Source organism: Bradyrhizobium iriomotense, from assembly GCF_018130765.1.
Taxonomy (GTDB): domain Bacteria; phylum Pseudomonadota; class Alphaproteobacteria; order Rhizobiales; family Xanthobacteraceae; genus Bradyrhizobium; species Bradyrhizobium iriomotense_A.
In genome coordinates, this window is the sequence record NZ_JAFCJZ010000022.1 from 127,877 (window position 1) to 151,525 (window position 23,649).

The following is a 23,649-nucleotide window of genomic DNA, read 5'->3' on the forward strand; positions in this document are numbered from 1 at the left end:
TGCTGCGCCGCCCGAGCGAAGTATGCGCCATTGTCACGCGCCTGCAATGGTCATCGCAAAGGAATTCGCAATTGTTGCGCGCACGTCACGCAGCAAGCGGCGCGGCGCGATCAGATCGGCCGGTCGGATGATGCGTTCGCTTGTTCGGCATCATCAGCACCGAGGCAGGCGGCATGTTCCTCGACCGCTGTGACGCCCTTGGCGGTGAGTTCGAACAGATCGCCGTCCTTCATCACGTAGCCGCCGGCGATCAGCTCGCCGATCTTGCCCTGCCGGTCGTCGGCGAAGGCGACGGACTGGCTGATGTCCCTGAGGATCGAGAGTTGTTCGTCGCGCAGCATGGCTTCACTCTCCGTTCGCAGGGGCTTCCGATCCTCACATGCCGTGGCTGGCGAACACCTTGCTGCATGATCTCGACAGCTTGGCCCGGTTGGCCTGCAGGCAGCTCTGCACTGCGCTGTCATTGCCGAGTTCCTTGCGGCACAGCCGCGACGCATCGCGCGAGCAGGCGTTCTGCTCCTGCGGCGTGCCCATGTGGCCCTGGGCGAGAGCGGGCGCACTCGACAGGCCGCTCAGGGCTGCGAGCGTGATCGTTGCCAGAACGAATTTACGGAACATCGGCGGCTCCAATCCGACAGGGAGACTTCAAAGGTCCTGTCTGAACTCGTCGCCTTGCCACTTGTTCCCCCTTCGAAGGCGGCCGGCGCCCCGCTGTTCAAGGTTCCCGCGGCGCTGCTATAACGGGGCGAGGTGTGAGGGTATTTGATGAAACGCTATCTGGTGTTTGCTCTGGTCGGCCCGTTCGTCGGCGGGTTCCTGTTGCTGCTGACGACGACCTATCAGTCCGGCTATTGGACCCAGACCAGTCTCGGCGAGGTCGGCAAGCTGTTCGTGGTGTTCTTCAAGACCCTGCAATACAGCTATCTGTTCGGCTTCCTGCCTTCGCTGATGATCGGCGCGGTCGACGATATTCTCATTCATATCCGCCGGATCGGCCCTAGCTTGCGGATGCTCCTCGTTGGCCTCTTCGCCTTCGTGCTGGCCTCGCTGACCTACAGCTCGCGCGGGCCGGATTCGGGCCTGGTGCAGTTCATCCTGTACGGCATGGTCGGCTTCGTGCCGTCGGTGATTTCCTCCTGGCTCGTGCATAGATATGTCGAGGAGCCGGAATCCGCGGCGGCGACTCCGACCTGAGCGCGCGACCTTCGGACGCGGCAGCAACCCTCCGTCCCGCTGGCGCGTTCCACAGAGACCATGACCATGTCCGACGACGACATTCTTGTTCCGCGCAAGCCCCGTTCGGGAGACCGTTCGCGCGACAATTTCCAAGATACCTTCCAAGGTACCTTCCAAGGTACCTCCAAAGGCACCGCGCGCGGGCCGATCATCGACCAGGATGGCCGCGAGATCCGCCCCGAGACGCTTGAGCAAGGGTTTCAGGAGTTTCGCTTTGAATTCGGGCAAGGCAGTCCGTTCGGCAATCTGACCCGCGAGCAGCGGATCGCCCGTATCGAGGCGATCGCAAAACTGCTCGACGTCGCCTTCATCCTGCCCGGCACCAACATCCGCTATGGCATCGACGGGCTGATCGGGCTGATCCCCGTGGTCGGCGACATCATCACGACCGCGATCTCGCTATGGCTGGTGCGCGAGGCGAGGGCGCTGGGCGCGCCCTGGTACATCACCGCGCGCATGCTCGGCAATGTCGCGGTCGACGGCGTGGTCGGCATGGTCCCGTTCGCCGGCGATGCCTTCGACGTCATGTTCCGCGCCAACATGCGCAATGTCCGCCTGCTCCGCCGCTGGCTCGACAAGCAGCCGCGGATCTAGCGCGCGATGTCGCCTTCTTCGCCTCGCCCCGCTTGCGGGGAGAGGCCGACGCGCGAAGCGCGGCGGGTGAGGGGAGTCTCCGCGAGTCCAGTTGTCACCGTGAATGCGGAAGCAGCCCCTCACCCCGCCCTCTCCCCGCAAGAGCGGGGCGAGGGAGACGACAGAGCGTGCCCCCCACCAAAACGCAAAAAGCGCGACGACCTTTCGGCCATCGCGCCTTCAGCGCGCATCGGAGGTTTGCGAAAACTTACGCCGCGTCGGCGTCGGTCTCGGCGGCCGGGGCCGGCCTGGGGCGGCGCGGCAGCGGGAAGGCTTCGCTCTCATAGAGCGAGCGGATGCCGTTCTGGTCGAAGCGTGCTTCCTCGACCTGGAGATAGGCGCCGTTCAGCGAATCCGTCGGCAACTGCTCCATCGCGAACTGCACGGCCTCGGCCGCGGTGCCGAACCGGCGATAGGTGAAGCCGGCGCGCTTCTTCTTGCGGATCGCAGCGGGGAAGAGTTCGGCGGAAGTGTTGAAGTTGAACGGACGCAGTGGACGCATGGTCAAAGACCTCGTGATCTCTCTGGGGCTTTAAGCGCGTGGGGTTTGGGAGGGCAGCGACCGTGATCGAGCGGGCCCGCCGCACATGTCATTTTCGTCCCCTAATATAGGCCGTTTTGACAAAAATGCGACCCCTGCGATGCGAGATGATGAATCCATGCATGGCAGCCCCGCAACCGAAATAACATAAGTTATTTCAATCACTTATATGGTTTACACTTTGCCAAGAAGCAGCAGGACGATCAGCACCACCAGCACGACCCCGCCGATGCCCATGCCAGAATGGCCGAGGCCATAGCCGTAGCCGCCGAGCCGGCCGGACAGGCCGCCGACGAGATAGATGATCACCAGGATGATCAGGATGGTCCCAAGGGTCATGGCATCCTCCCTGGCGGACGCCGAAATGCGATCATCGGCCGCACCGCTAGGGAAGAAAAGCACATCGCGCCACCGGGTTCCATGGGGGAACCCGACGGGCGCAAGGTTATTTGGGCTCGAGCTTCAGCGCCGCGGAGTTGATGCAGTAGCGCAGGCCGGTCGGACCGGGGCCGTCGGGAAAGACATGGCCGAGATGGCCGCTGCACTTGGAGCAGAGCACCTCGGTGCGGATCATGCCGTGGCTGACATCCCGCTCCTCGTCGATATGGCTCTCGACCGCGGGCGCGGTGAAGCTCGGCCAGCCGCAGCCGGAATCGAACTTGGCGTCGGACTCGAACAGCACATTGCCGCAGCCGGCGCAAACGTAAGTGCCGGCACGGTGGTCGTGCTCATATTCGCCGGAGAAGGGACGCTCGGTCGCCTTCTCGCGCAGCACCGCGTACTGCATCGGCGTCAACTCGCGCCGCCACTGCTCTTCGCTCTTGATGACTTTGTCGTCGGTGGTTTTTGCCTTGGTGTCGGGCATGGGTCTCCCGTTTTTCAGTGATCTTGCTTGGATGATCTCGCGATCAGTTGGTGGCCTTGCTGGCACTCACCAGCGTCGGCTTCTCGATGTAGTTATCCGCGAACAGCTTTTTCAGGTTCTCGACCTTGGGCAGGTCGTTATAGGCGATGTAGGGCTGGTTCGGGTGCAGCGTCAGATAGTCCTGGTGGTAGGCCTCCGCCGGATAGAATGCCTCCAGCGCGCCGACCTTGGTCACGATCGGCTTGCCGAACACCTTGGCGCCGTTGAGCTGGGCGATATAGGCCTCCGCCACCTTCTTCTGCTCGTCGGACGTGGTGAAGATCGCCGAGCGATATTGCGTGCCGATGTCGGGGCCCTGGCGGTTGAGCTGGGTCGGGTCGTGCACCACCGAGAAGTAGATCTGGAGGATCTTTCCGTACGAGATCTTCTTCGGATCGTACTTGATCTCGACCGATTCCGCGTGGCCGGTGCGGCCGCTCGACACGGTCTGGTAGTCCGCGGTCGCCTTGGTGCCGCCGGCATAGCCGGAGACCGCGTTGACGACGCCCGCGGTGTGCTGGAAGACGCCCTGCACGCCCCAGAAGCAGCCGCCGGCGACCACCGCTGTCTGGATGCCGCTCGCGGACGCTGCGTCCACGGCCGGGGCGGGGATCACCACCGCTTCCTCGGCGGCGCGGGATGGCATGGCAAAGGCCAGTGTCGCGGCGGCGGTGGCGGCGAGCAGGGTCAGGAGGGCAGGACGACGCATGGCGGAGCCTCTTTGGCGGAAGGTTGCGACAGTCTAGGTCGGTTGGCACCGGGCGAACAGCCTGCCCGGCCGCATTTTCAGTTACCGGAGATACGGGAGAGGGTGAGGATTGTTACGCCGCGACGGACACGACTCTGTGAAAAGCGCAGGCTGAGACAGCCGGCTTGGCGGGATACGGAACTCCGCGCTAGATGAACCCGCGCCGTCGACGATAGACCTAGAAAAATGGTGGCTGGAGCTGGCCTGACAACATGCTGCGCGTCGTTTCCCTGACCCTCGTCACCCTGATTGCCTGTGTCGCCGTCGCTTCGGCAGATCAGGTCAGCGACGATCTCGCCCTCTGCCGCGACCGCCAGGCGGACATGCAGGCCCGCGCACCGGCCTGCGACAATCTGCTCAACGCCGATCGCCTCACCGGCAAGGACAAGGCCATCGCGCTGTCCGTGCGCGGCAACACCCTGATCAACAAGCGTGACTACGTCCACGCCATCGAGACCCTGTCCATGGCGATCGATCTCGATCCGGACTTCGTCATTGCGCTCAACCTGCGCGGCCTCGCCTATGAGCGCAAGGGCCAGGACGACCTCGCAATGGCCGATTACAACCTCGCGCTCCAGAAGCGGCCGACCTACGGTGTTCCCTACAACAATCGCGGCGTCATCCAGCTGCGCCGAGGCGCGCTGCAAAGCGCGCTCGACGATTTCAACCTGTCGATCAAATACACGCCGAAATTCCTACTCGGCTGGACCAATCGTGCCCGCGTGCGCACGCTGATGAAGGACTATGACGGCGCGATTGCCGATTTCGCGGAGGCCGAGAAGATCGATCCGACCGCGCCGCAGATCGCCGGCAACCGCTGCGTCACCTACGGCTTGATGGGCAAGTACGATCTGGCGCTCGCCGACTGCAACGGCCTGATCGAGAAGCAGCCGAAGAATGTGTTCGCAATGAACAATCGCGCCGAGGTCAGCATGAGGAAAGGCGACCTCGACGCCGCGCTGAAGGACTACAACGCGGTCATCGAGCTCAACCCGAACAGCGTGCGCGCCCATTCCGGACGCGGCCAGATCTACGAGCGAAAGAAGGATCTCGCCCAGGCTCGCGCCGACTACCGCGCGGCTGCGTATTCGCTGACGAGGTTCGACGAGATCGACGTCGCGCGCGCCCGCGCGATCGCGCAGGAGCGGCTCGCCGCACTGACGCCGCAAGCGCCGGGAGGCGCGCCCGGCGGGCGCCGTGTTGCGCTGGTGATCGGCAACGGCGCCTACAAGAACGTCCACGCTCTGCCCAATCCGCCGCGCGACTCGAAATTGATCGCGAGCGCGCTGAAGGATGTCGGTTTCCAGACCGTGATCTCCGTCAGCGATCTCACCCGCGACAAGTTCTTCGACGCGTTGAAGGCCTTCGCGGAGGAAGCGGAGAAGGCCGACTGGGCCGTGGTCTATTACGCCGGCCACGGTTTTGAGATCGGCGGGGTGAACTATCTCGTTCCGGTCGACGCCAAGCTTGCCGCCGACAAGGACGCCGAGGGACAAGCGGTCGCACTCGAGCAGGTCATCGCCGCAGTCGGTGCCGCACGAAAAATGCGGCTCGTGGTCCTCGATGCCTGCCGCGACAATCCGTTCGCGCCGACCATGCAGCGCACGCTGTCGCTGAAGCTGGTCGACAAGGGCTTTTCCAACATCGAGCCCGGTGCCGGCTTCATGGTGGTCTATGCCGCCAAGCACGGCGAAACCGCGATGGACGGCGACGGTGCCGCCAACAGCCCCTTCGCCACCGCGCTCGCCCGCGAGATCAAGGAGCCGAAGGTCGAGATCCGAAAGCTGTTCGACATCGTCCGCGACGACGTCTGGGCCGCGACCAAGCACGAGCAGCAGCCGTTCACGTACGGCTCCCCGCCGGGACGGGAGGATTTTTATTTTGTGGCGGGGAAGTGAGGGGAATACTCGCGCCTCATCCGCGGTGCCGTAGGGTGGGCAAAGGCGCAACGCGCCGTGCCCACGATCTCTCTCTCTATAAGCAATAGAGCGTGGGCACGCTGCGCTTTGCCCACCCTACGGCAGCGGAGTTTTAAACCACGATACTCAGCCGCTTCGCCGCCCGCGTGATCCCTGTATACAGCCACCGCGCGCGCGAGTCCTGAAACGCAAAGCTCTCGTCGAACAGCACGACGTCGTCCCATTGCGAGCCCTGAGACTTGTGCACGGTCAGCACGTAGCCATAGTCGAACTCGTCGTAGGGCTTGCGCTGCTCCCAGGCGATCTGCTCGACGCCGCCCTCGAAGCAATCGGCGCGCACGGAGACTTTCGTCACCTTGTGCCCGAAATCCTCGTCCGGCGACAACCGCATGGAGAGGATGCGCGATTTCGAGCGCGAGGTGTTGCGCGACTTCACGCGCCACAGGCCGCCGTTGAACAGGCCCTTCTTGCGGTTGTTGCGCAGGCACACCAGCTTGTCGCCGGCAACGGGAAAGGCGTCCTCGATGTTCTGGCGCTGACGCACCCGCATGTTGTAGGCGCGTCGCGTGTTGTTGCGGCCGACCAGCACCTGGTCGGCGCCCATGACGCGGTCGGGGTCGAGCTCCTTGCGCGACACCACTTCGCTCTCGCCGTAACGGCCGATGTCGAGCTCGCGGCCCTCGCGCACGTCCATCGACATCCGTACGATCGGGTCGTCCTGCGCCTGGCGATGCACCTCGGTCAGCATCGCGTCGGGCTCCGAATTGGTGAAGAAGCCGCCGCCCTGGATCGGCGGCAGCTGCGCCGGGTCGCCCAGCACCAAGAGGGGACAGTCGAACGACATCAGGTCGCGCCCGAGTTCGGCATCGACCATCGAGCATTCGTCGATCACGATCAGCTTGGCCTTCGAGGCCGGCGCATCGTCCCACAATTCGAAGCTCGGCTGCTCCTCGCCGGATTCGCGGGCGCGGTAGATCAGCGAATGGATGGTGGAGGCCTCGTCGCAGCCCTTGTTGCGCATGACGAGGGCCGCCTTGCCGGTGAAGGCGGCGAATTTCACCTCGCCGTCCACGCCCTCGGCGATATGCCGCGCCAGTGTGGTCTTGCCGGTGCCGGCAAAGCCGAACAGGCGGAAGACGGGCGGCGTGCCGCCCCGTCCGGGCTTGGCTTTGAGCCAGTCGCCGACGGCTTTGAGCGCGGCATCCTGATGCGGGGTGAAAGTGGCCATGTCTGTCTTGAGAAGGGGCGAAACGAGGCGATTCGCCGTCCCCCAAAACTAACCATTCGCCCCGCCGGTTCAAGCGGGGCGAATCCGGCTGACCGCGGTCCTATTGCCAGCCCGGAACGCCGCGCATGTCGGGCAGCTGGTGGGCGATGCCCTTGTGGCAGTCGATGCAGGTCTTTTCCTTGGTGAACAGGAAGCGCTGGTGCGCCACCGAGGCCCGCGGCGACTGCTTGGTGATGTCCATGGAATCGGCGCTGTGGCAGTTGCGGCATTCCAGGGAGTCATTGGCCTTGAAGCGCGCCCATTCATGCGCGGCGAGCTCGAGCCGGTGATCCAGGAATTTCTCGCGCGTGTCGATCGTGCCGAAGATCTTGCCCCAGACCTCCTTGGAGGCCTGCATCTTGCGCGCGATCTTGTCGGTCCAGTTGTGCGGCACGTGGCAGTCCGGGCAGGTGGCGCGCACGCCGGAGCGATTGGTGAAGTGGATGGTCGACTTCAGCTCGGCGTAGACGTTGTCTTTCATCTCGTGGCAGCCGGTGCAGAACTTCTCGGTGTTGGTGATTTCCAGCGCGGTGTTGAAGCCGCCCCAGAAGATCACGCCAGCCACGAAGCCCGCCAGCACCAGCGTGCCGAGCGCGAACACCGAGCTCGGCCGGGTCAGCACGCCCCAGAGCTCGAGCAGGAAATCCCAGCTTCGCGCGATGAAGCCGCGCTTGGCCTTCAGCTCTGCATTGGGCTCATCAGCAGCGGTCGTCATCGCCGGCCACCGGGGCTCGTGCGCGACAGCAGCGTGTCGATGTCCGTAAAATCGTTGCTGACGGGCGGGTTGGCCGTGTTCTGCGGCACGTGGCATTCGGTGCAGAAGAAGCGGCGCGGCGAGATCGAGGCCAGGAACTGGCCGTCACGGTCCATGAAATGCGTGATCGACACCATCGGCGCCTGCGATTCCGCGGTGCGCGCCCGCGCGTGGCAGGACAGGCACTTGTTGCCGTTGAGATCGATCTGGTAGCCGTCGATCGTGTGCGGGATGACGGGCGGCTGCTCCGGATAGTTGCGCGCCTCCTTCTCGGACGTGTTGCGGTTGGGCAGCATCGGCGGGGCCGGGCCCTCGTCATTGAGCGGCGCCGCGCCGCGCAGTCCCGAGGTCACCGTCTGCGCGGTCAGCGAACTCGCGCCGGCGGCAATCGCGACCGCGAGCAGGGCTATTCCAAATCGTTTCATCATGACAGGCTCACACGCTCGATGCGCACGGCGCATTTCTTGAAGTCGGTTTGCAGCGAGATCGGATCGGTGGCGTCCAGCGTCACCTTGTTGATCAGCTTGGATTCGTCGAACCACGGCACGAACACGAGGCCGCGCGGCGGCCGGTCGCGGCCGCGGGTCTCGACGCGGGCGCGGATGAAGCCGCGGCGCGAGACCACCTTCACCTCATCGCCGCGGCGCAGCTTTGCTTCCGACGCGTCGTCTGGATGCATGAAGCACACGGCCTCCGGGAAAGCCTTGTAGAGCTCGGGCACACGGCGCGTCATGGTGCCGGAATGCCAGTGCTCCAGCACGCGGCCGGTCGAGAGCCAGAACGGATATTCGCTGTCGGGCGATTCCGCCGCCGGCTCGAAGGGAAGCGCGAAGATGCGCGCCTTGCCGTCGGGATAGCCGTAGAACTGCACGTCGGTGCCCTGCTTGACGTAGGGGTCGCTGCCCTCGCGGAAGCGCCACTTCGTCTCCTGGCCGTTGACCACAGGCCAGCGCAGGCCGCGCTCCCGGTGATAGGCTTCGAACGGCGCGAGGTCGTGGCCATGGCCGCGGCCGAACTGGGCATATTCCTCGAACAGGCCCTTCTGCGCGTAGAAGCCGAACGCCTTGGCTTCCTCGTTGGCGTAGCCGGCCTCGATCTCCGTAACAGGGAATTTGTCGACCTGGCCGTTCTTGTAGAGCACGTCGAACAGCGTCTTGCCGCGATATTCCGGCTTCTTGGCGATCAGCTCCTCGGGCCAGACCTCCTCGATCTTGAAGCGCTTGGAGAACTCCATGAGCTGCCAGAGATCCGACTTCGATTCGCCCGGCGCGGTGACGAGCTGGTGCCAGAACTGCGTGCGCCGCTCGGCATTGCCATAGGCGCCTTCCTTCTCCACCCACATCGCGGTCGGCAGGATCAAATCGGCCGCGAGCGCCGTCACCGACGGGTAGGCATCCGAGACCACGATGAAATTGTCGGGGTTGCGGAAGCCCGGATAGGTCTCCTCATTGGCGTTGGGGCCGGCCTGGAGGTTGTTGTTGACCTGCACCCAATAGGCGTTGATCAGGCCGTCCTTCAGCATCCGGCTTTGCAGCACGGCGTGTGCGCCGGGCTTGTCGGGAATGGTGCCCTCGGGCAGCTGCCAGATGTGCTCGGCGTGGTCGCGATGCGCCTTGTTGGTCACGACCATGTCGGCCGGCAGGCGGTGCGAGAAGGTGCCGACCTCGCGCGCGGTGCCGCAGGCCGAGGGCTGGCCGGTCAACGAGAACGGGCTGTTGCCGGGCGCGGAGATCTTTCCGGTCAAAAGGTGGATGTTGTAGACGAGGTTGTTGCACCAGACGCCGCGGGTGTGCTGGTTGAAGCCCATGGTCCAGAACGAGACCACTTTTGTCTTCGGATCCGCATAGAGCTCGGCGAGCGCCTCCAGCCGATTCAGCGGCACGCCGGACATCTCGGCCGCCTTCTCCAGCGTGTATTCCGAGACGAACTTGACGAACTCGTCGTAGCTCATGTCGGTGGAGTCGTTGGGTTTCGCGGCGCCCGTCGCCTTCTTCTGCAGCGGATGCTCGGGCCGCAGGCCATAACCGATATCGGTCTGGCCGCGCTTGAACACGGTATGGGCGGCAACGAAGTCCTTGTTGACGCGGCCGGTCTTGATGATGTGGTTGGCGATGGCGTTGAGGATGTAGAGATCGGTCTGCGGCTTGAACACCATGCCGATGTCGGCAAGGTCGAACGAGCGGTGCTCGAAGGTGGAGAGCACGGCGACGCGGACATGCGGTGCGGACAGCCGGCGGTCGGTCAGGCGCGTCCACAGGATGGGGTGCATCTCCGCCATGTTGGAGCCCCACAGCACGAAGGCGTCGGTGGCCTCGATGTCGTCATAGCAGCCGGCCGGCTCGTCGATGCCGAAGGTGCGCATCATGCCGGCGACGGCGGAGGCCATGCAGTGCCGCGCGTTGGGGTCGATGTTGTTGGTGCGGAAGCCGGCCTTGAACAGCTTTGAGGCCGCATAGCCTTCCCAGATCGTCCACTGGCCGGAGCCGAACATGGCGACGCCGTTGGGCCCGCGCTTCTTGATCGCCTCCTTCCACTTCAGCTCCATGATGTCGAAGGCTTCGGTCCAGGACACAGGCGTGAAGTCGCCGTTCTTGTCGTACTTGCCGTTGGTCTTGCGCAGCATCGGCTGCGTCAGGCGGTCGTGGCCGTACATGATCTTGGAGAGGAAGTAGCCCTTGACGCAGTTCAGGCCGCGATTGACCTCGGCCTTGATGTCGCCGTGCGTGGCGACGACGCGGTTGTCCTTGGTCGCGACCATCACCGAGCAGCCGGTGCCGCAGAAGCGACAGGCGGCCTTGTCCCATTTCAATTCGCTCACCTCGCGCTCGGCGGTGAGGTTGGCGGCGAGCGCCGGCGCCGGCAGCCCGGCGGCGGCCGCGGCGATCGCGGCGGCCTCGAGCTTCAGCATCTGGCGGCGGTCGAGCTTTGGCGATGTCATGATGGCTCTTCCTGACTCAGGCGGTTTCGATGGCGTGGAAGACCAGCGCCGCGGAATAGACGTGCTGCAGCGACTGGATGGTGTTGAGCATGGTGCCGAGGCTGCCGGCATCGGGCGCCTCGGCGACCACGATGAGCTTGCCGCGCACGTCGCGGGCATGGATCTCGCAGCCGGGCAGCGCCGTGATCTCGGCTTCGACCTCGGCGAGCTTCTCGGGGCGCGCCTGCACGATGATGCTGGCGATCTCGGCGCCCGGCGGCGGCACGATGCGGTCGGCGCTGAGCACGCGGCCGGTGATCAGTGCACGGCGGTTGAGTTTGGTTGTGTCGAGCGTGGTTTGGGCCATGATGCCTGTCTTTCGCTTGTCGAACGATCAATGCGCGGAGGTCGGCGGGCCGGGAGGGCCGGCGAACATCTGGTAGATCCAGACGCCGAGCCCGTAGGAGCCGACCGTTCCGACCGCGAGGACGGGCATCACGACCGCAGTCAGGAACAGGAACGCAAAAATCTCCATGCGCTTACGGCGCACGCGCGAAGTCGTGTCGTCAGGGGCCGACATATTCGGTCTCTTCGGGATGGTATGGGAATCGGGACGGCATCCGGGCCGTTGCCTTGCAGCACTTTTGCTGCAATTGGGCCGCCGCGGCGTTGATCTGGATCAACTGTTCAAGTTGCGAGCATGGGTGTCGCACGACCGCATCCGCAAGTTTAGATTGTGCTTGCGCGGAGGCGATGCGAAAGTTGGGTTCCCGGATAGAGGCGACAAAGTGTGATGGGGCTCACTGCCATTGATCTCGGGCTGCGCGGCGCAACGAGCGGCGTGTTCCTGCTGATCATTCTCGTGGCGCTGCTGCGGCAGGCGACCAGCCAGCAGGCTCTGCTGGGCATTGCCATGTCGGCCGGTGGCGTGTTCTACGCCATCGCCACCGCCCCGTTCTTTCCCAAATCGTCATGGTGGTGGGTGTTGCCGATCCTGTCCGCGCAGCCCGCCGTGTTCTGGCTGTGGGCGCGCGTGGCGTTCGACGATGATTTCGTGCTGAGGCGATGGCACGGCGCCCTGTGGCTGGGCGTCGTGGCGTTCGGCTTTGCGCTCACGCTGGGCTGGGCTTACTGGCCCGCTTTGGCGGGCGCTGGCGGTCGAGGCCTGGCGCTCGTGAATCTTGCGCTGGCTCTCGCGGCCGCGGTCCAGACGGTCAAGACCTGGCGTGCCGATCTGGTCGCGCGCCGCCGCCGGCTGCGGCTGGCGATGCTGGCCATTAATGTCGGGCTCATCGTTGCAGTCGCCGGTGCCGGCTTCGCGGCCATTCCCGTCGCGGTCCCCGGCGCGCCCGGCAGTCTTACGACGGCGCTCGCCCTGTTCGTGGTGGCCATGGTGGCTGGAGTGGGGACGTTCGCCACGCAGCCAGCCCTGCCCGTCAACGACGCCACGGCGGCCATCGCATCCGGCAGCACACGCGGGACCGATCGTGCTCCCGCGGGCCGGGTCGCCGTCGATCCCCGGGTCGTCGTCGATCCCATCCTGCTGCGGCGTCTCGACCATCTGATGACGGTGGAGCGGACCTACCGGCAGGAAGGTCTTGCGATCGGGGCGCTCGCGGCACGGCTCGACGTTCCCGAGCACCGGCTGCGCCAGGCCATCAACGAAGGGCTGGGCTATCGGAACTTCAATGCGTTCCTCAATCGCTACCGCATTGAGGATGCCAGGCTGGCGCTGTCCGATGACGCAGCGGGAGGTCCCGGTGCTGACCATCGCCATGGATGCAGGCTTCCAGTCGATCGGCCCCTTCAATCGCGCCTTCAAGGCCGAGACCGGCGTAACCCCGACCGAATTCCGGCGCGAGGCGCTCAGCCGGCTAGATCGGGCTGACATCAGCGAGCCGCGTCGAGAAATCGGCTAGCCGATTTTTGGATCCGGCAAGAGGGCCGCGCCCCGATTGGGCAGACTGTCCGGCAGAAACCTCTCGCCACCCGGAATGAGTCTCCATGTCTCCTTCGACCGCAGCCGCCCCCGCATCGGAACGGCTCCACGCTCTCGACGCGCTCAGGGGCGGCGCCCTGCTGCTTGGCATCGTCCTGCACGCGGCAATGTCGTTCGTGCCTGCCACACCCCGGTTCTGGTTCATCCAGGACACCCATCCAAGCCTGCTCCTGGGCCTGCTGACCTTCACCATCCACGTCTTCCGGATGACGACCTTCTTCCTGATGGCGGGTTTCTTCGCCCGCATGAGCTTTCATCGCCGGGGCACCCAGGCCTTCGTCCGGGACAGGCTCCAGAGGATCGGGCTGCCGCTCGTTGTCGGTTGGCCGATCCTGTTCACGCCGATGAGCCTCATCGCGATCTGGGCGTCTCATTTCCCGAATGGCGGCTGGTCCCGCAGCTGGCCGCCGGTGCTGCCGAATTTCCCCCTGACCCATCTCTGGTTCATCTATGTGCTGCTCGAGCTCTATGTCGCCATGCTGCTGCTGCGCGGCGGGTTTGTCTGGCTCGATGCATCAGGAACTTGGCGAGCGGTGATCGATCGCCTCTTCGCAGGGATCATGAGAAGTCCGCTGGCCGCCCTTGTTCTGGCGATCCCGATCGGCATCGCTTTCTGTCTCGACCAACGCTGGATCAATGTGATGGGGGTGAGGACGCCGGATCAATCGCTCATCACCAACGCGCAGGCCTGGATCGGCTTCGGCACCGCCTTCGCCGTCGGCTGGCTGATGCATCGGCAGATCGACCTGCTGCGCCTGATCGAGCGGCGATGGCTGCCGCACCTCCTGCTCGCACTCGTCCTGATCCTGATCAGCTTCGTGCTCTCTGGTGTGATGTTGTCCGCGCCGGGGGCACCGAAATTGCCGGTCAGTTTCGCCACACTCAGGCTTGTCTCAGCGATCCTCTACGCACCGGCAATATGGATTGCGACCTTTGCGGTCATGGGTCTCGCGCTCCGTTTCATGTCGGGCTTCAGCCCGACCTGGCGCTACCTCGCCGATGCGTCCTACTGGCTCTATCTGATCCACTTGCCAATCGTGATGGCGCTCCAGGTCGCGCTGTCGCAACTCGACTGGCCCGGGCCGGTTAAGTTCGCTGTCATTCTCACCGTCGCGATTCCGCCGATGCTGGCGAGCTATCATCTCTTTGTACGCTTCACCTTCATTGGCGCGGTGCTGAATGGCCGCCGCGCCGAAAAGCGTGATCTCCCGCATGGCGGAATTGCGACCGCGTAGACAGCGCGGCCTCACCCCTTAAGATGACCTCAACAACAATAAGAGGGAGAGGCGTCATGAAGTTCGGCATCTTCTACGAGCTGCAACTGCCGCGGCCCTGGGGGACCGGCGACGAGCTCGCCCTCTACCAGAACGCGCTCTCGCAGATGGAACTCGCCGACGGGCTCGGCTACGACCACGCCTGGGTGGTCGAGCACCATTTTCTCGAGGAATATTCCCACTCTCCCTCGCCGGAATCCTTCCTCGCCGCCGCGAGCCAGCGCACCAAGAACATCCGCCTCGGCCACGGCATCCTCCAGCTCACCACCAATCACCCGGCGCGCGTCGCCGAACGTGTCGCGGTGCTCGATCTGCTCAGCAACGGCCGCTGCGAATTCGGCATGGGCGAGAGCGCGTCCATCACTGAGCTCACGCCGTTCGGCCGCGACATGGAGACCAAGAAGGAGGTGTTCGAGGAGGCCGTCGCCGCGATCTTCCCGATGTTCAGGGATGCTGGCTCCGAGCACCACGGCAAGTATTTCGACATCCCCTTGCGCAACGTCGTGCCCAAGCCCGTGCAGAAGCCGCATCCGCCTTTGTGGATGGCCTGCTCGCAGCTGCCGACCATCGAGCGCGCCGGCCGTCATGGTTTTGGTGCGCTCGGCTTCCAGTTCGTCAGCGCCGATGCCGCGCACGCCTGGGTGCACGCCTATTACAACGCCATGACCAAGCGGCTGCACAAATTAGCCGACTACGAGATCAATCCGAACATGGCGCTGGTCTCGTTCTTCATGTGCGCGAAGACGGATGAAGAGGCGCGGGCCCGCGCCGACGGCGCCACCTTCTTCCAGTTCGCGCTGCGCTTCTATGGCGCTTCGCAGAACCGCCAGCGTCCCGCGCCCTACACCGTGAACATGTGGGACGAGTACAACAAGTGGAAGCGCGACAACCCGGAAGCGCAGGAGGCCGCGCTGCGCGGCGGCCTGATCGGCTCGCCCGAGACGATCCGAAAGAAACTGAAGCGCTTCCAGTCTTCGCATATCGATCAGGTGATTCTGCTCAACCAGGCCGGCAAGAACAGCCACGAGCACATCTGCGAATCGCTCGAGCTGTTCGGCCGCGAGGTGATGCCGGAGTTCCAGAATGATCCGGCGCAGGCGGCGTGGAAGAGGAGCGTGATGAACGGCGAAATCAAGCTGGAAGAGATCGACGCCGAGGCTTTTACGGATCGCTACGGCAAGCTCGCGATCAATGTCGTCCCAGTGAAAGCGGCGGCGGAATAGGCCGTCCGTTAAGTCATGCTGCTGACGCAATCTCTGTCTTAGTCATAACAACGTAAAACACTGCGTGGGAACCACTCTGGTTCGCACATCGGTTCCATTGCCAAGGGGTTGGCGCGAACCCGCAAAAACACGGTGCAAGCTTCATGAACGCGTCCGCGTTCGCTTGCGCTGTTTGCGGGGTCGGGAACCGACGATCTAAAAAATCACAGGAGTTATGATGCTGTTCCGCTCGAGCGCCGCACTTTGCGGCGCCCTGGTTGCGCTTGCCGTTTCTGTTACCGTTGCTCGAAGTGAATCGCGTGGAGATCACGCAAACGCCGTCGTCGATGCCGCCTCCGGGGATGCGGTCGTTGGCGCTGCATCGATGTACAATCCGTTCAAACCCGGCAAGGAGGAGGGCGGTCCGAGCACAGCCTCCGGCGAGCGTTATGATCCCTCCGTCTGGGCGGCTGCCATCAAGACGAGTTTGCGCCGGAAATTTGGTGGGGTCCAATTCGGTGTGAGGCCAAAGTACGCGCTCGTCGAAGCCTTCGGCAAGAAGGTCATCGTCAAGATCAATGACGTGGGACCACTCAGGCCCGGCCGCATCATCGACTTCAACGAGCGCACGATGCGCCATTTCGATCCAAGCCTGGAGCTCGGGGTCATCGAGGACGTAAAAGTCAGCCCGCTGTCAGGGGACGATTGGACACCGGGGCCGGTGGGCTGAACATCCGTGCGGAGGAGGTCGTGTACGTCTCGGGCCAATTGCTTGCCCGCACGATCGTGTCACGGACTGACGCGCTCGCCTCTAGCTTCTGCCGTACTGGACTTGATCGTAGGACTGCAGGATCCGGACAAAATCAGCCATGCTGGATTGATCCCGGTTTTCGGCAAGAGCCACGACCTCAGTATTGGATATGGACTGGCTCCCTTGCCAGAACCGCATCAGGAGATCGGTGATGTTTCTCATGGCGTACTCTCTGCAGTTAGCAGTGGCAGTGGACACCAATTGACCGGCAACGCGCCGCTAAAGCATGATCCGGACCCGAAGGGCCGCGTTAGCGCAAAGTGCGAAGCGGTTTTCCGGAAAGATCATGCGTAAACAGCAATCTTAAGGTCGAGAAAGACCGGCGGGCGTTACGCCGCCGACCTTGCTCCGCAACTGCCGGCTCGCAAGACCGGTTCCGTTGCCTTTCACTCTGGGCTTATTGGTAGCATCAGGCACTCGCTTGGCGCCATTGCGCAGGGGTATGAAGGGGGCATACCTAGGTAGGCTCGGACTGGTGAACCGGAATCAGTCGACTAGGTGTCGGATTCCGTTGATGGCCCGTCGCCGACCTGCCAAGCGCCTCGTGTCGACGATCGCTTGTGAGCCGAAGCGGATCTTACCTATGCGAACAGCGCAAGCGTCTGTCGCCCGACAAGGATCGGTTCGCCAGTCGAATTCCAGATTGTCACCGATTCGGTCGTATAGCCGTTGCGCGCACTTTCGGCGGAAGTGCGCAGAAGCCACCAACCGTTTTCCGTGGTCGGCTGCTCGGACAGGTAGTGGACAGCCCATGTCATGGTGCTCAACGGAGGCATCTCACTGACCCGCGCCATCATTGCGGGAGCGGCGGCGTCGGCTATTGCCGTCAGCATGGGTAAAGTTACGTTCTTTGCGTCGTCGCGAAGCCTATACCATAGCAACGTGGTTGGATCTTCAGCCTCGCTGTAGGGCATGCTTCCACCAGCGAAGCCGGCATCAAAGTGCTGCGCAAATGTGGGCTTGCGCGGAAACGGCGGACAAAGGTCGGGGCGGGCGACGGCGGGCGCTGTTATGCCCTGGAATGAATGGGCCGAATGACGCCCTTGCGCGAAACACAATGTTGCGCGCGTCGCGAGGCCGCTGTCGCCTGACAGATCGGTAGAAACGAATGCTGTGGATTTTCCCTTACGCAACAATTCTGCGCGAATTCTGACGACTCCGGAAGGAGGAGCCATCAGCGCGAATTGGGCCGACCGCAGTGGCGGAAGGTCGGTGAACTCGCGCGCTGCCGCTTCGAGACAAAGAGCCGCGGTAAGGCCGCCGAATAGCGTGCGTCCCTGGCGCCAATCTTCTCCAGGGCATACGGTCCATACGCCTTCGTGTCTCTCCATCGCGCTCGTCAGCACAGAATAGCTGGTCGATCTGCGCTCCGCGCTGGCGCCGGCAGTGACGAGCGGTTGCGTGGCGCGGGTCATGGCTTTGTACCCCAGGCTTGCACCAGCAGACGTTCGACGATCAGGGTATCGGGATCGGATAGGTGCTCGATCAATGCTTGCCTGTGGGCGGCGAACTCGCGTGCGCTAAAATGCCCGAGCGTCAGTATTTTTGTGTGTAGGGCCTCAAGCATCGCGAGCGCATCCATCCTCCGGGGGTCGCCGCGTTCAGTGATCGCGGCATGCACCTTCGTCGAGATGTTCTGGACACCGGCGTCGCGCAAGAGCCTTGGTAGCGATCGTCCGGTCGAGATCGTGCCACCGTTGGCCTCAAACGCTTCGCGGTATGCATTGGAGAGCGCGGTCCATGAGGGATGCTCGGGGTAGCAAGCATACGAAATGCGGTCGTAGTCCTGTAATGCGATCGTTCCGCCCGGCTTGAGCAAAGCAAGCATCTGGTCGATGATCGCCTTCTGGTTCGCAACCGGCACGTTAATCAGAAGCAGCCGTTCGTGAACTAGATCGAACGACGCCGGCTCCAGTTCGACAGTGAGTGCATCGCCCAGCACCATGCGCACGTTACGGAGGCCGCGCCGCGCGATCACCGATCGTCCGATATCCAAGAACCGCTTGTCGCGCTCGATGCCGACGACGGCGCCTGAATCTCCGACCCGCTGTGCCAGCAGATCAAGAATGCCGATCGGGCCGCAGCCGATGTCGGCGGCCTTCCAGCCCGGCTGCACGCCAATATTGTCGAGCAACCATGTGGCCTCAGGTGCAATCGCACGAGCCTGGCTTTCCAGGCGCTCGACTTCTTGGGAATTGCCGTCGAACACATAAGTCGCTGATTGAATTGTCATTTCTGGCCCCGTCGAGACCTGCCGAAAGGTCTGCTTCCTTCGCGAGAGTGGCTCAGCGCCGAGCCGTTCGCTTGAGGACGGTCTTTGGCTTTCCTTGGCATTTTCTGAGGGGCGACTATGTTGAGCCAGAGCCGCTGAGGGTTAGCCCGTTGCTCTATGTCTTTGATGATTGCACGGTCGACGCCTCCCGTAGGGAGGTGCGCCGAGCCGACAAGCAGATCGCCGTAGAACCGAAGGTCCTTGACCTGGTGCTCTACCTGCTTGCGAACCGCGACCGGTTGGTATCGAAAGATGAACTGGTGTCTGCGGTGTGGAATGGCCGCATCGTATCCGATTCTGCGATATCCGCGTGCATTCACTCTGCCCGAGTCGCGCTCGGAGACGCGGGCGCTGGCCAGAGGCTCATCAAGACTTTTCCGCGCAAGGGTCTTCGCTTCATCGGAAACGTGAGGAGTACACCTTCACCATCGATCCAGCCAACGAGCGTTGCTAACTCAACTGTGTTGGCACTTCCAGACAGGCCTTCAGTCGCTGTCCTCCCATTTGTAGCCGATCCAGACCAGAGTTACTTCGCAGATGGCGTGGTTGATGAGATAATTCTGGCCCTGTCGCGCATGCGCTGGTTGTTCGTGATCGCACGCAATTCAAGCTTCACTTACAGGGATCGGGCGGTCGATGTCAGGCAGATCGGTCGGGAGCTTGGTGTCCGCTATGTCATCGAAGGTAGCTTACGCAAGTCCGGTAACCGCGTGCGTATGACTGCACAGCTAATTGACGCGGAATCGCGGCTGACGCTCGCCGGGCACCGCTGCGACGGTGTCCTCGGGGACATCTTCGAGCTTCAAGACACGATTGTCTCGGAGATGATCGCGGTCATTGCACCCAAACTCGAGGCAAACGAAATCAATCGGACCAGGCGCAAGCCAACAGAAAATCTCGATGCCTACGACCTCTATTTGCGAGGACTGGAAAGCTACTATCTCTGGACCCAGCCAGCGCACGAAATGGCGCTGTCATTTTTCAAGCAGGCATTTGCGCTTGATGACAATTTTGCTGCTGCGTGCGGCATGGCCGCGCGTTGCTATACGAGCCGGAAGGTGAACGGCTGGATGGTAGACCGGGAAGCCGAGGTATCAGAGGCTCGGCGTCTCTCGAGGCAAGCGGTAGCGCTCGGGGGTGACGATCCTGTCGCATTGACCGCTGCTGGCTTTACCAATGCGCACGTCCTTGGTGAGATGGCCGCCGGCAGAACCCTCGTCGGGCGAGCGCTGCGGCTCAATCCGAACTATTCAGTTGCCTGGTATTGCGCCGGTTGGATCGACGTCTGGCTCGAAGACGCGGCGAGCGCGCTTGATAAATTCGGCTATGCCATACGCTATAGCCCCATCGATCCGATGATGTTCAACTTTCACGCGGGGATAGCGTCGGCTCATTTCGTTGCCGGGCGCCTCGACGATGCGCGCCTCTACGCGTTGAAAGCGATCGACGGGCGGCCCGCTTTCGTGACCGCCCTTCAGATTGCGGCGGCGACCTGTGCGCTGGGGGGACGACTGGCAGAGGCTCGCGAGCATGCCGCAGCGCTGCGGGGAATCAATGGTGACCTTCGCGTCGGAAGCGCCGCGGATCGCTTCAGCCTCCACCCAAATACATTGATCAAGCTCATGGAAGGTCTGCGGCTTGCGGGCATGCCGGAGTGATTGCTCGTTGGAACTTGGCGACTGTGCCGGTCGAATGTATCGACGGCAATGTGCGCAATAGACCCCGTGGCCGACCTGTCCGGCGCGTCTAGCCGCGGACCGTTCGCGGCCTCAAAGCGGCGTCGAGCTGGACGTCGTTGCGTTTCCCCAGAGCGTGATTGCGGCCTATGTCCGCAGACACAGGCCCCTCTGCCTTCCGCGGACGTCACCTTGCTGCTATCCTCCCGCAAAACAACGGCTTGCGGAGGAAAGGATGCGGTCTCAGGCGGTGCCCACACATCCGTCGGCGGGTGACGTCACGTCCGCAGTGCTCGCCATCGGCCGCTCCGATTTCCCAAATGTCCTGATCGACACGCTGCGCCGGCAGGCGGATGTCGGCCATTGCACGGTGTTTTCGCTGAGCCGCGGCGGTGCCGCGCACTGCCTGCTCGATGCCGGCAATATCCCGATCGGCGGCGATCTCGGCGCGGCCTATGCGGGCCAGTTTCACGAATCCGATCCCAACCGCGACGCTCTGTTCGAAGGCGAGGGCGGTGTGCCGATCATGCTGCCGGCGTTCGCGCCGCGCATGTACGGCGCGCGTTACCGAAAAATCTTCTTCCAGGATTCCGGGATCGTCGACAAATGCGCGGCCGCGATCTGGACCGGCGACACCTGCTTCTACGTCAATTTCTATCGCATCGTCGCGCAGGGCCGCTTCAGCGCCGCGCAGCGTGAGCGGCTCGAGGCCATCGCACCGGCGATCGCGGCAAGCGTCGCCCGTCATTTTCAGGAGACGGTAGCGCCCGATCAGTCCCTCGCTGCCTTGTTCGCCACCCGACCGCCGCTCTCCGCGCTGACGCCGCGCGAGCAGGAAGTCTGCCGTCGTATCCTCGCAGGCTTCAGCTCCGAGGCGATCTCGCAAGGACTCGGCATCAGCCTGCATTCGACCCTGACCTACCGCAAGCGCGCCTATGAGCGGCTCGGCATCTCCTCGCAGAGCGAGTTGTTTGCGATCGTGCTGCGATTGCTCGCGGGGCCTAACCACGTGAACTGAGGGGGACTCCAAGTCCGCAATATCTGTTTCCAAAGCGGATGCGCCGAACAAGAGTTCGGCGTTAACCACGACTAACGGTTCCGCTCAGGGCGACATCGCTTCGAGGTTTCTTAAATTTTGCTGGGTACCTCTTTTGGGCATGGTGACCTGGGGTACGACATGAGTAAGCGGGCCAAACGTAAGAAGGCAGAGGCCCTCGCAATCCCAATGGCCGCGAGAGTTGCAATTGGCGCCGTGGCCGTCGCCGTCGTGGGGTACGGTTTGCTGTCTCGCCCGGCGAGCGTGCAGCCGGCACGGAAGCCGTCCGCCCACGAAGCCCAAGCGTCGTCAACTCCGGTTTACGTGGCAGCTCCAGCTCGTGCATCAGCGCCGGCTCCGGTTCCGATTCCGGCTCCGGCGCCTCTGGTCGAACCACCAAAGGCCGCTGACGGTCCCGGAGCGCTTGTTCGGCAGGTGGTTGACTACACCAGCCGCCAGACGCCGGGCACCGTGATCATCGATACCGGAAACACATTCCTTTATTTCGTTCTGAACGACAGGCAAGCGATGCGCTACGGCATCGGTGTCGGCCGCGAAGGTTTCACATGGTCCGGCGAGCAGACCGTGGCCCGTAAGGCCGAATGGCCGGATTGGCATCCGCCGACGGAGATGATCGGGCGCCAGCCTTATCTGCCGCGGTTCATGGCGGGCGGCCCCGGCAATCCGCTCGGCGCGCGCGCGATGTATCTCGGCGAGACCGAATATCGCATTCACGGCACCAACAACCCCAATACGATCGGCAAGCGGGTGTCGTCCGGCTGCATCAGGCTGACCAATGACGACGTCGTGGACCTCTATGAACGGGTGAAAGTCGGAGCGAAGGTGATCGTGCTTCCGGCAACCGCCGCCCGCAGGCCATTCCAGGGCGCGCCGGCCGACGCCGCTTTCCGATCGCCGGACCCGGCATCGCCGTCGAAGCGGCCGTTGGCGGCCAACGCGCAGATGCTGTCATCTGGACCAAAGATCGCCGAGGTCCGGTAACTCGGTCTGTCCCTATCGCTAGGGACAGACGCCGGCCGCGGAGTTCGCTAGTCTGGCCTGGAGGAAACGAGAATCCAGGGAGGCCGCCGCCTTGAGCACCGCGCCGCGCATCGACATCGACCCTGATACGTTCTGGGCCGACCCCTATCCGATGCTGGCAAGAATGCGAAAGGAGGCGCCGATCGCGTTCGTGCCGCAGCTCGGCTCGACGCTGCTGACGAGCCGCGACGATATCTCGATCTCCGAGAAGCAGATCGACGTGTTCTCCTCGCACCAGCCGGCCGGCCTCATGAACCGGCTGATGGGCCACAACATGATGCGCAAGGACGGCGAGGCGCATCAGGTCGAGCGCCGCGCGATGTTTCCGACGGTGTCGCCGAAGACGGTGAAGGCGCACTGGACCGCGCTGTTCCAGGCGCATGCAGATCGCATCATCGAGGAGATCGCGCCGGGGCGGATCGACTTCATGCGCGACTTCGCGCTGCCGTTCTCCGGCGAATGCCTGAAGTCGATCACCGGCCTCACCAATATCGGCTTCCAGGACATGGATGCGTGGTCGCAGGGCATGATCGAGGGCATCGCCAACTATGCCGGCGATCCCGCGGTCGAGGCGCGCTGCCACGCTGCGACGTCTGGGATCGATGCTGCGATCGACGACATCCTGCCGGTGATGCGCAAGAACCCGGACCAGAGCATTCTCGCCGTGCTCCTTGGCTCGGGCATGCCGATGGAGAGCGTACGCGCGAATGTAAAACTCGCGATCTCGGGCGGTCAGAACGAGCCGCGCAAGGCGATCGCCGGCACGGTCTGGGCGCTCTTGACCCATCCCGAGCAGCTCGATCTGGTCCTGCGCAGTGAAGTGTCCTGGCTGCAGGCCTTCGAGGAATATGCGCGCTGGATCTCGCCGATCGGCATGTCGCCGCGCCGGATCGCCAAGCCCTGGAGCATTCGCGACGTTTCATTCGAGCTCGACGAGCGCGTGTTCCTGATGTTCGGCTCGGCCAACCGCGACGAGAAACATTTTGAGCGGGCCGACCAGTTCGACGTGCGGCGCGATACGTCGAGGAGCGTTGCCTTCGGCGCCGGCCCGCATTTCTGCGCCGGCGCCTTCGCCTCGCGTGCCATGATCGCCGACGTCGCGCTGCCGACATTGTTCGCACGCGCGGGCCGCATCGAGCTCGCCGATGACGAGCCGGTGCGGATCGGCGGCTGGGCCTTTCGTGGGCTGCAGAATTTGCCGGTGAAGTGGCGGCACTAGGCCGGCGAGGGGCCGCCGATCCCGAGCGCCGCCATGATGCCATCATGCTCCTGTTTTGCCCGACGAGGCTGGGCAAGAATGTTGCTTTTTGGGAGTTGATGTAGGATTCGTCTTATGGCGAATCCGGCGAGAGCCGGGAGCAACCCAGTCTTCTGCCTGCGCGGATTGAGGACTATGTCGGGTCGGACAATCCGGTCCGG

General features: G+C 63.5%; 26 protein-coding genes and 1 pseudogene. 11 read left to right on the top strand and 16 right to left on the bottom strand.

Going from position 1 to position 23,649, the window contains the following annotated elements; all coding sequences use genetic code 11:
* Positions 1-110 precede the first annotated feature (110 nt).
* Entirely contained in the window at positions 111-341 is a 231-nt protein-coding gene (locus tag JQ635_RS30690) for a hypothetical protein (RefSeq protein WP_211413527.1), read from the bottom strand.
* Positions 342-375: 34 nt separating this feature from the next.
* Entirely contained in the window at positions 376-618 is a 243-nt protein-coding gene (locus JQ635_RS30695; RefSeq protein WP_211413528.1) for a hypothetical protein, read from the bottom strand.
* A 147-nt stretch (positions 619-765) separates the two neighbouring features.
* Between JQ635_RS30695 and JQ635_RS30700 the strand changes: the two genes are divergently transcribed.
* Both JQ635_RS30700 and JQ635_RS30705 read left to right on the top strand, forming a co-directional pair.
* Positions 766-1,194, top strand: coding sequence for a DUF5413 family protein (locus tag JQ635_RS30700; protein WP_211413529.1), 429 nt, complete (start codon positions 766-768; stop codon positions 1,192-1,194).
* 60 nt (positions 1,195-1,254) lie between these two features.
* Positions 1,255-1,830, top strand: a complete 576-nt coding sequence (locus JQ635_RS30705; RefSeq protein ID WP_211413530.1) for a DUF4112 domain-containing protein — start codon at positions 1,255-1,257, stop codon at positions 1,828-1,830.
* Between the two features lie 247 nt (positions 1,831-2,077).
* Here the strand turns inward: JQ635_RS30705 and JQ635_RS30710 are convergent, their stop codons facing one another.
* The 4 genes from JQ635_RS30710 to msrA form a co-directional block, all read right to left on the bottom strand.
* Entirely contained in the window at positions 2,078-2,371 is a 294-nt protein-coding gene (locus tag JQ635_RS30710; protein ID WP_014492502.1) for a hypothetical protein, read from the bottom strand.
* A 213-nt stretch (positions 2,372-2,584) separates the two neighbouring features.
* On the bottom strand, positions 2,585-2,749 hold the full coding sequence (locus JQ635_RS30715; RefSeq protein ID WP_211413531.1) for a DUF3309 family protein: 165 nt from the start codon (positions 2,747-2,749) through the stop codon (positions 2,585-2,587).
* Positions 2,750-2,855: 106 nt separating this feature from the next.
* On the bottom strand, positions 2,856-3,275 hold the full coding sequence (msrB, locus tag JQ635_RS30720; RefSeq protein ID WP_211413532.1) for a peptide-methionine (R)-S-oxide reductase MsrB: 420 nt from the start codon (positions 3,273-3,275) through the stop codon (positions 2,856-2,858).
* 43 nt (positions 3,276-3,318) lie between these two features.
* Complete coding sequence (gene msrA, locus JQ635_RS30725; protein ID WP_211413533.1) at positions 3,319-4,023, bottom strand: peptide-methionine (S)-S-oxide reductase MsrA; 705 nt, start codon at positions 4,021-4,023, stop codon at positions 3,319-3,321.
* Positions 4,024-4,274: 251 nt separating this feature from the next.
* Between msrA and JQ635_RS30730 the strand changes: the two genes are divergently transcribed.
* Positions 4,275-5,960: a caspase family protein gene (locus tag JQ635_RS30730; protein WP_211413534.1), complete on the top strand. Its 1,686-nt coding sequence runs from the start codon at positions 4,275-4,277 to the stop codon at positions 5,958-5,960.
* Positions 5,961-6,093: 133 nt separating this feature from the next.
* Here the strand turns inward: JQ635_RS30730 and JQ635_RS30735 are convergent, their stop codons facing one another.
* The 6 genes from JQ635_RS30735 to napE all read right to left on the bottom strand — a co-directional run bounded on the left by JQ635_RS30735 (position 6,094) and on the right by napE (position 11,499).
* On the bottom strand, positions 6,094-7,209 hold the full coding sequence (locus JQ635_RS30735) for an ATP-dependent DNA helicase (RefSeq protein WP_211413535.1): 1,116 nt from the start codon (positions 7,207-7,209) through the stop codon (positions 6,094-6,096).
* A gap of 100 nt (positions 7,210-7,309) precedes the next feature.
* Complete coding sequence (locus JQ635_RS30740) at positions 7,310-7,963, bottom strand: NapC/NirT family cytochrome c (protein ID WP_246583874.1); 654 nt, start codon at positions 7,961-7,963, stop codon at positions 7,310-7,312.
* Positions 7,960-8,430 carry a nitrate reductase cytochrome c-type subunit gene (locus tag JQ635_RS30745; protein ID WP_211413536.1) on the bottom strand — a complete coding sequence of 157 codons (471 nt, stop codon included), beginning with the start codon at positions 8,428-8,430 and terminating at the stop codon, positions 7,960-7,962. The genes JQ635_RS30740 and JQ635_RS30745 overlap by 4 nt, the downstream gene beginning before the upstream one ends.
* Positions 8,427-10,940, bottom strand: coding sequence for a nitrate reductase catalytic subunit NapA (gene napA, locus JQ635_RS30750; protein WP_211413537.1), 2,514 nt, complete (start codon positions 10,938-10,940; stop codon positions 8,427-8,429). Before napA ends, JQ635_RS30745 begins: the two co-directional genes overlap by 4 nt.
* A 16-nt stretch (positions 10,941-10,956) precedes the next feature.
* On the bottom strand, positions 10,957-11,286 hold the full coding sequence (locus JQ635_RS30755; RefSeq protein WP_211413538.1) for a chaperone NapD: 330 nt from the start codon (positions 11,284-11,286) through the stop codon (positions 10,957-10,959).
* A gap of 27 nt (positions 11,287-11,313) precedes the next feature.
* Positions 11,314-11,499, bottom strand: coding sequence for a periplasmic nitrate reductase, NapE protein (gene napE, locus JQ635_RS30760; protein WP_018641487.1), 186 nt, complete (start codon positions 11,497-11,499; stop codon positions 11,314-11,316).
* A gap of 213 nt (positions 11,500-11,712) precedes the next feature.
* Between napE and JQ635_RS30765 the strand changes: the two are divergent.
* The 4 genes and pseudogenes from JQ635_RS30765 to JQ635_RS30780 all read left to right on the top strand — a co-directional run bounded on the left by JQ635_RS30765 (position 11,713) and on the right by JQ635_RS30780 (position 16,124).
* Positions 11,713-12,838: pseudogene (locus JQ635_RS30765) on the top strand (helix-turn-helix domain-containing protein).
* Between the two features lie 85 nt (positions 12,839-12,923).
* Positions 12,924-14,153 (top strand): acyltransferase family protein, encoded by a 1,230-nt coding sequence (locus tag JQ635_RS30770; protein ID WP_211413539.1) that lies wholly within the window; start codon positions 12,924-12,926, stop codon positions 14,151-14,153.
* Between the two features lie 56 nt (positions 14,154-14,209).
* Entirely contained in the window at positions 14,210-15,415 is a 1,206-nt protein-coding gene (locus JQ635_RS30775) for an LLM class flavin-dependent oxidoreductase (RefSeq protein WP_211413540.1), read from the top strand.
* Between the two features lie 214 nt (positions 15,416-15,629).
* Positions 15,630-16,124, top strand: a complete 495-nt coding sequence (locus tag JQ635_RS30780) for an RlpA-like double-psi beta-barrel domain-containing protein (RefSeq protein ID WP_211413541.1) — start codon at positions 15,630-15,632, stop codon at positions 16,122-16,124.
* 81 nt (positions 16,125-16,205) lie between these two features.
* Here the strand turns inward: JQ635_RS30780 and JQ635_RS30785 are convergent, their stop codons facing one another.
* The 3 genes from JQ635_RS30785 to JQ635_RS30795 all read right to left on the bottom strand — a co-directional run bounded on the left by JQ635_RS30785 (position 16,206) and on the right by JQ635_RS30795 (position 18,438).
* Positions 16,206-16,367 (bottom strand): hypothetical protein, encoded by a 162-nt coding sequence (locus JQ635_RS30785; protein ID WP_211413542.1) that lies wholly within the window; start codon positions 16,365-16,367, stop codon positions 16,206-16,208.
* Between the two features lie 419 nt (positions 16,368-16,786).
* Positions 16,787-17,620 carry a thioesterase family protein gene (locus tag JQ635_RS30790; protein WP_211413543.1) on the bottom strand — a complete coding sequence of 278 codons (834 nt, stop codon included), beginning with the start codon at positions 17,618-17,620 and terminating at the stop codon, positions 16,787-16,789.
* Positions 17,617-18,438, bottom strand: a complete 822-nt coding sequence (locus JQ635_RS30795) for a class I SAM-dependent methyltransferase (RefSeq protein ID WP_211413544.1) — start codon at positions 18,436-18,438, stop codon at positions 17,617-17,619. The genes JQ635_RS30790 and JQ635_RS30795 overlap by 4 nt, the downstream gene beginning before the upstream one ends.
* Positions 18,439-18,587: 149 nt before the next feature.
* Between JQ635_RS30795 and JQ635_RS30800 the strand changes: the two genes are divergently transcribed.
* The 4 genes from JQ635_RS30800 (at position 18,588) to JQ635_RS30815 (ending at position 23,449) form a co-directional block, all read left to right on the top strand.
* The gene (locus JQ635_RS30800; RefSeq protein ID WP_211413545.1) at positions 18,588-20,135 is read left to right on the top strand and encodes a winged helix-turn-helix domain-containing tetratricopeptide repeat protein; all 1,548 of its coding nucleotides are present in this window, start codon (positions 18,588-18,590) and stop codon (positions 20,133-20,135) included.
* 253 nt (positions 20,136-20,388) lie between these two features.
* Positions 20,389-21,171: a helix-turn-helix transcriptional regulator gene (locus tag JQ635_RS30805; RefSeq protein WP_211413546.1), complete on the top strand. Its 783-nt coding sequence runs from the start codon at positions 20,389-20,391 to the stop codon at positions 21,169-21,171.
* A 159-nt stretch (positions 21,172-21,330) separates the two neighbouring features.
* Positions 21,331-22,191 (top strand): L,D-transpeptidase, encoded by an 861-nt coding sequence (locus tag JQ635_RS30810; RefSeq protein WP_211413547.1) that lies wholly within the window; start codon positions 21,331-21,333, stop codon positions 22,189-22,191.
* 91 nt (positions 22,192-22,282) lie between these two features.
* Positions 22,283-23,449, top strand: coding sequence for a cytochrome P450 (locus JQ635_RS30815; protein ID WP_211413548.1), 1,167 nt, complete (start codon positions 22,283-22,285; stop codon positions 23,447-23,449).
* On the opposite strand, the gene JQ635_RS30820 is transcribed toward JQ635_RS30815, so the two are convergent.
* On the bottom strand, positions 23,446-23,649 hold a 204-nt coding region (locus JQ635_RS30820; protein ID WP_211413549.1), incomplete at its 5' end, for a hypothetical protein. The two genes, JQ635_RS30815 and JQ635_RS30820, sit on opposite strands and share 4 nt — an antisense overlap.